Below are 5,768 nucleotides of genomic sequence, written 5' to 3' on the forward strand. Positions count from 1 at the left end.
ACGGACGTCCGAGCCAGCACCAGGCCCCGCCGCCCGTCACCGACGTGCCGGCGACGTTGTCGAGCGCCGCGACGACGGCGGCCTCGACCTCGCGGGCGACGAGCTGCGGCACCTGCACCGGCCCCGCGGGCAGGACCACCTCGACGGTGGCCGAGCGAAGGGAGGCCAGCCCGGCAGCGAGGTCACGGCGGTCGCCCTCGTCCGCCGGCACGGCGGTCGGCCCGGAGGTGGCCGGCTCGAAGCGGGTGATGAGGGTGCGCAGGGAGCGCTCTTGGTCGGCGGCGAGATCGGCCAGGGCCTCCCCTTCGCCGCCGATCTCACGACCTCGCCGGTGGATCATCGCCAGGGCCTGGAGCACCCCGTCGTGGACCTCACGGCCGATGCGCTCGCGCTCGGCGAGCCGCTCGCTGATCGCGAGCGCCTGCTCGAGACGCTTCTGGCTCTCGCGGGCCAGCTGCACGGCGAGCCCGACGAGGATGCCGAGGATGTAGAGCAGGAAGATGTTGTGCCAGGTCAGCTGGCCCGGGTGCTCGGCCTGGACGAGGTTGGCGGCGGCGATGACCGTCGCCGCGAGGACCCCACCGCGGATCCCGGTGAGCAGCGCGCCGGCCATGACCGACGCGGCACTCCACACGCCCGGGACGGTCGAGATGCCGGCGCTGACCTCGACGGGGTCGTAGACCTCGCTCGTGAGGAAGATGCCGACGCACGCAATGGCCAGCTCGACGGCGATGGCGATGCGGGTCGGTCGCGGCAGCAGCGGCGCGACCACCGACCACACGAGCGCGACGACGAACCACGCGATGATCGGCCACCACAGCTCGACGTGCTCGCGGTGGACGCCGACGAGCACGGCCGCATAGGTGAGTGCGACGAAGCGGTAGAGGGCCAGCCCTCGCCCTCCGGCGCTGTCGATGAGCGGCGACGGGTTGTAGTGCCGCCGCAGCGCGCTCGCCCCGGGGTCGAGGACCACGGTCTACAGACCGTCCTTGCCCTCGCCGGACCAGGGGTTGCTGGCGTCGCCGGCGTCGAGGCCCTCCTCGAGCTCGGGCACGGCGCGGCCCGGACGGGCCGCCTCCTGCAGCTCGCGGGCGCGGCGACGGGCCTTGGTGAGCAGCTTTTCCTTCATCGACGTGGCGTACATGTCGACGTACTCCTGGTCGGACAGCTGCATGAGCTCGTACATGATCTCGTCGGTGATCGAGCGCAGGACGAAACGGTCGCCCTCCATGCCCTCGTAGCGCGAGAAGTCGAGCGGCTTGCCGATCTTGACCCCGACGCGGCGGATGTTGGGGACGATCTGGCCGGTCGGCTGTGCCTTGTCGGTGTCGATCATCGCGACCGGGATGACGGGCACGCCGGCCGTCAGGGCCATGCGGGCGACGCCGGTGCGGCCGCGGTAGAGGCGCGAGTCGGGCGAGCGTGTGCCCTCCGGGTAGAGCCCGAGCAGGTCACCGCCCTCGAGGACGCGCAGGCCGGCGCGGAGCGCGGCCTCGCTCGCCTTGCCACCGCTGCGGTCGATCGGCAGCTGCCCGACCCCACGGAAGAAGGCCGCCGTCAGCCAGCCCTTGAGGCCCGTTCCGGTGAAGTAGTCGGACTTCGCCAGGAAGGTCACCCGGCGGTCGACGACCAGGGGCAGGAAGATCGAGTCGGAGAAGGAGAGGTGGTTGCTGGCGAGGATCGCCGGCCCCTCCTCGGGGATGTGCTCCAGGCCCTCGACCCATGGTCGGAAGAGCACCCTCAGCACGGGTCCGATGACGATCCTCTTGAGAATCCAGTACAGCACTGCTCCATCACCTCCAGATCGCTGCGAACTCTACGGTAACGACGGCCCCCGTGACGCGTGCCAGACTGTCCACGAGCGAGGACGAGCGGACGGACCGACGGAGCAGGCATGGTGGAGCGACAGCATCCAGACGAGGAGGACGTCGACGCGGCCTTCGCGTCGATCGTCGCCCGCTGGGACGACGAGCTGCCCCTGGCCGACACCCCCGAGCACGACCGCGCCGACGATCCGCCGCGTCCGCTCCCACCTCGACGGCAGAGCACGGGCGACGTGCGCGACCACCTGCCCCGCACCGAGCCCGCGCGCGAGGTGCCGTGGCGCGTCGACCCGACCCACTCGGTCGCCGATGCGCTCCTCGGTCAGGACGACGACCCGGGCAGTGCCGACGCGGCGAGGGCTTCACCCCGCCTCCCCCGGCCCCGCTGCCGCCGCGCACCGACCGGCTCTTCTGGGGCGCCCTGCTCGGTCTCGTCCTCGGCCCGCTGATGCTCGTGTGGCTCGTCGTCGCCCGCCCGTCCGTGGGCGGCTGGGCGACCGCCGTGGCCATCGGCCTGGTCGTCGGGGGCTTCGTCTGCCTCGTCCTGCGCCAGCCCGAGAGTCGCGACGACGACCCGACGAACGGCGCCCGGGTCTGACCGGCGTCACTCCCCCGACGTGGCGGCGCCCGCCGGCAGCGGCGAGGTCTCGACGTCGACCCACACCGGCCGGTGGTCGGTCGCGGCCTTGAGGTCCTCCCACACCCACGGCACCTCCCGGTGCGGCAGCACCTCGACGTCGGGCGTGGCGAAGATGACGTCGAGCAGACGCTCGGGCGTCGCCGAGGGATAGGTCGGCTCCGTCGGGCTCACCGGCCGCATCGCCGCCCCGAAGAGCTGCCACGCCGCGCCGTCCTCCTGCTCGTTGAGGTCGCCGGCGAGCAGCGCCGGCCCGGGCACCGCCGCGAGCCGCTCCATGATGGCGCGGGCGTGGGCGAGGCGCTCGTCGGCGTCGAGGCTGAGGTGGACGCTGGCGACGGCGATCGAGGTGCGGCCGAAGGGGGCGACCCGGGTGATCGCGACGCCGCGCCTGTCGCGCCACGAGCGGGTCGGCAGGCGGTGGTGGGTCACCGACAGCACGTGGGTCCGCAGGTTGGTCAGCACGCTCGTCTGCCCGGCCCGCTGGCTGCGACCGGACCACACGAGTCCGCAGCGCTGCGCGAGGTCGGCGATGCGGTGGTCGACCGCACCCACCCACGGCACCTCCTGCAGGCACAGCACGTCGGGGTCGATGACCCGCACCGTGCGCGCGAGCGCCGCGACGTCGTCCTGGAGCCCTCGCAGGTTGTAGGAGGCGACGCGCAGGCTCACACCTGCTCCTCCGCCCCCAGGGCGGCCGCGCCGATGAGTCCCGCGTCGGGACCGAAGCGGGCCTCGACGATCCGTGCGGCCGGGCGGTAGCCGCGGCCGGTGAGCTGGCGGGCGAAGGTGTCGGCGGGCCGCGAGCAGCAGGTCGCCCGCAGCGCTCACGCCGCCGCCGATGACGAAGACCTCGGGGTCGAGGGCGGCCGCGAGGTTGGCGATGCCCACGCCGAGCCAGTGCCCGATCTCGGCGAGCAGCTCGACGGCGATGGCATCGCCCCCCTTCGCCGCCTCGGTGATCATCGGACCGGTGAGCGAGGCCGGGTCACCACCGACCTGGGCGAGCAGATCGGTCGCCATCGGCGAGTTGGCCATCGCCAGGCCGCGGGCCTCGCGCACGAGGGCATTGCCCGAGGAGTACTGCTCCCAGCAGCCGCGGTTGCCGCACTCGCAGCGCTGCCCGCCGGGCACGACCTGCATGTGGCCGAACTCCCCAGCGATGCCGTAGCGACCGCGCACGAGGTGGCCGCCGACGAGGATCGCGCCGCCGATGCCGGTGCCGAGGGTGATCATCACCGCGTGGGTGGTGCCGCGGGCGGCGCCGAAGCGGTGCTCCGCCCACAGCGCGGCGTTGGCGTCGTTGTCGATGGAGATCGGCAGGTCGAGGCGGGCGCCGAGCGCCTCGCGCAGGGGTTCGTTGCGCCAGGACAGGTGCGGGGCGAAGACGACCGTCGAGCGGTCGGCCGCGACGAAGCCGGCGGCACCCACCCCGACGGTGCCCGGCGGCGTCACGCCGGCGTCCTCGGCGAGGTGGCGCAGCTCGTCGACGACCTCGACGATCGTGTCCTCGACGACCCGCGGTGCGTTGGAGCGGTCGGGGGTGTCGCGCCGGGTGCGCACGAGGATGCGTCCCTCGCCGTCGACGACGCCGCCGGAGACCTTGGTCCCGCCGATGTCGATGCCCAGGCTCGTCGCGTCGCCCGTCGTCACGTGCTCGCCTCCCGGGCGAGGGTCGCCGCCCCGACGATGCCGGCGTCGTTGCCGAGGGTGGCCCGCAGGATCTCCGGCGAGGGCCGGTTGCCCCGGCCGATGAGGTGGCGGGCGAAGGACCTGCGCGTCGGCTCGACGAGCAGGTCACCGGCGTCGGCGACCCCACCCCCGATGACGACGAGGCCGGGGTCGAGGACCGCGCAGATCGAGGCCAGTCCCTGGCCGAGACGGGTGCCGAGGTCGTCGAGCAGCTCGATGCTGGCGCCGTCGCCTGCCTGGGCCAGCTCGGTGACGTCGCGGCCGGACAGGGCCTCGGGGTCGCCGCCGCACCGCTCCCGCAGGGCGGCACCCAGGGGCGAAGGGGAGGTCACCAGCTCGCGGGCGGTGCGGACCAGGGCGGTGCCCGAGGCGAAGACCTCGAGGCAGCCGGTGTTGCCGCAGCCGCACCGGGGTCCGCTCGGGTCGAGGGCGACGTGGCCGATCTCGCCGCCGATGCCGAAGGCACCGCGCAGCAGGCGGTCGTCGACGATGCAGCCACCACCGACGCCCGTGCCGACGGTGACGAGCACCATGTCGTCGTGCTCGCTGCCCGCGCCGTGGCGGTACTCACCCCACGCGGCGGCATTGGCGTCGTTGTCGACGACGACCTCGCGACCCACCGCGGAGCCGACCGCGTCGGCGAGGTCGAGGTCGCGCCAGGGCAGGTTGGGGGCAAACCACACGTGGCCGGCCCGGGCGTCGACGAAGGCCGCGCAGGCCATGCCGACGCCGACCGTCGGGCCGTCGGCGGCGGCTCGAGGGTGCGCACGAGCTCGGCCGTGGCCTCGATGATCGCGTCGGTGTCGTCGGCGGGCGTCGCGACCTGCTCGCGCCCGGTGATCCGGCCTGCCTCGTCGACGAGGGCGCCGGCGATCTTGGTCCCCCCGATGTCGATGCCGATCGCGCTGCCGCTCATGCCCCGCTCACCTCTCCGCCGCTCTGCTCGGCCTCGTCGTCGTGGACCGCGATGCGTTCGCCGCGAGAGCGCAGCGGCACGTGGGGTGGCGCCTCGTCGAGGGTGACCCCGAGGGCACCGGCGACGGTGTCGGAGCCGAAGGCCGCCCGGGTGATCGCCTCGGCCAACATGCTCGCGCCGGTGAGGGCGCGTCGGGTCGTCGCGTCGTCGAGGTGGCGCAGGTCCTCGCCCAGGCCCTCGAGGTCGACCTCGGAGAGCACGCGCAGCAGCTGGACGACGACGTCCTGGGGGTCACCGTGCAGGTCCTCGTCAGCCACGCGGCCACACCGCCTCGTCGGGGGTCATCGTCACGGTGAGCACGCCGTGGGCGACGCCCGCGCGGCGACGTCGCAGCGGCGCAGCACCGAGGGCAGCAGCACCCGACGGCTGCGCCCCGGCGCACCCGAGGACGAGCTCGTCGTCGTGCCGCACGAGGTCGAGGTCGGCGGCGCGCACCCCGGGCAGCCCGATGTGCAGGCGCCAGGCGTCGCTGCCGTCGTCGGCACGCTCGACGCGCACGCCGGGGTCGCCGGCGGGGCCGGCAGGGTCGCGTCGACACCCGGCCCCGCCCCTCGGGATGGACGGCCGTGAGCGTCCCGTCCCATGAGCGCGAGGAGCACCTCGGCGTCGGCGCGGCGCGCGGCGCCGACCGCAGACGCGA

At 74.2% G+C, this 5,768-nt stretch carries 8 protein-coding genes and 2 pseudogenes; 2 read left to right on the top strand and 8 right to left on the bottom strand.

Annotated features, from left to right (window positions below):
- The coding region (locus AC2W7J_RS15085; protein ID WP_485983384.1) for a DUF5931 domain-containing protein at positions 1–973 on the bottom strand (973 nt) is incomplete at its 3' end.
- Positions 974–976: 3 nt separating this feature from the next.
- Entirely contained in the window at positions 977–1,786 is an 810-nt protein-coding gene (locus AC2W7J_RS15090; protein ID WP_485983386.1) for a lysophospholipid acyltransferase family protein, read from the bottom strand.
- A gap of 108 nt (positions 1,787–1,894) precedes the next feature.
- On the opposite strand from AC2W7J_RS15090, the gene AC2W7J_RS15095 reads away from it, so the two are divergent.
- Together AC2W7J_RS15095 and AC2W7J_RS15100 are read left to right on the top strand one after the other, a co-directional pair.
- Entirely contained in the window at positions 1,895–2,272 is a 378-nt protein-coding gene (locus tag AC2W7J_RS15095) for a hypothetical protein (RefSeq protein WP_485983388.1), read from the top strand.
- A complete protein-coding gene (locus AC2W7J_RS15100; RefSeq protein WP_485983390.1) occupies positions 2,272–2,421 on the top strand; it encodes a hypothetical protein in 150 nt (49 codons plus the stop codon). The genes AC2W7J_RS15095 and AC2W7J_RS15100 overlap by 1 nt, the downstream gene beginning before the upstream one ends.
- Positions 2,422–2,427: 6 nt before the next feature.
- Here AC2W7J_RS15100 and AC2W7J_RS15105 read toward each other — a convergent pair whose 3' ends face one another.
- From AC2W7J_RS15105 to AC2W7J_RS15130, 6 genes and pseudogenes are all read right to left on the bottom strand, one after another.
- On the bottom strand, positions 2,428–3,132 hold the full coding sequence (locus AC2W7J_RS15105; protein ID WP_485983392.1) for an endonuclease/exonuclease/phosphatase family protein: 705 nt from the start codon (positions 3,130–3,132) through the stop codon (positions 2,428–2,430).
- Positions 3,129–4,113: pseudogene (locus AC2W7J_RS15110) on the bottom strand (ROK family glucokinase). Before AC2W7J_RS15110 ends, AC2W7J_RS15105 begins: the two are co-directional and overlap by 4 nt.
- A complete protein-coding gene (locus AC2W7J_RS15115) occupies positions 4,110–4,874 on the bottom strand; it encodes an ROK family protein (protein WP_485983394.1) in 765 nt (254 codons plus the stop codon). Before AC2W7J_RS15115 ends, AC2W7J_RS15110 begins: the two are co-directional and overlap by 4 nt.
- A gap of 95 nt (positions 4,875–4,969) precedes the next feature.
- Positions 4,970–5,068: pseudogene (locus AC2W7J_RS15120) on the bottom strand (ROK family protein); the annotation flags it as partial.
- The gene (locus AC2W7J_RS15125) at positions 5,065–5,385 is read right to left on the bottom strand and encodes a hypothetical protein (protein WP_255186078.1); all 321 of its coding nucleotides are present in this window, start codon (positions 5,383–5,385) and stop codon (positions 5,065–5,067) included. The pseudogene AC2W7J_RS15120 and the gene AC2W7J_RS15125, both read right to left, overlap by 4 nt.
- The gene (locus tag AC2W7J_RS15130) at positions 5,378–5,626 is read right to left on the bottom strand and encodes a hypothetical protein (RefSeq protein WP_485983396.1); all 249 of its coding nucleotides are present in this window, start codon (positions 5,624–5,626) and stop codon (positions 5,378–5,380) included. Before AC2W7J_RS15130 ends, AC2W7J_RS15125 begins: the two co-directional genes overlap by 8 nt.
- Between the last annotated feature and the right edge of the window lie 142 nt (positions 5,627–5,768).

It is taken from the genome of Janibacter sp. CFPM2_SD2 (assembly GCF_057364645.1).

Bases quoted from the DNA above. Each gene is read 5' to 3' on its own strand.
- AC2W7J_RS15095 (WP_485983388.1), top strand. From the start codon at position 1,895: ATGGTGGAGCGACAGCATCCAGACGAGGAGGACGTCGACGCGGCCTTC.
- AC2W7J_RS15100 (WP_485983390.1), top strand. From the start codon at position 2,272: ATGCTCGTGTGGCTCGTCGTCGCCCGCCCGTCCGTGGGCGGCTGGGCG.
- AC2W7J_RS15115 (WP_485983394.1), bottom strand. From the start codon at position 4,874: ATGGCCTGCGCGGCCTTCGTCGACGCCCGGGCCGGCCACGTGTGGTTT.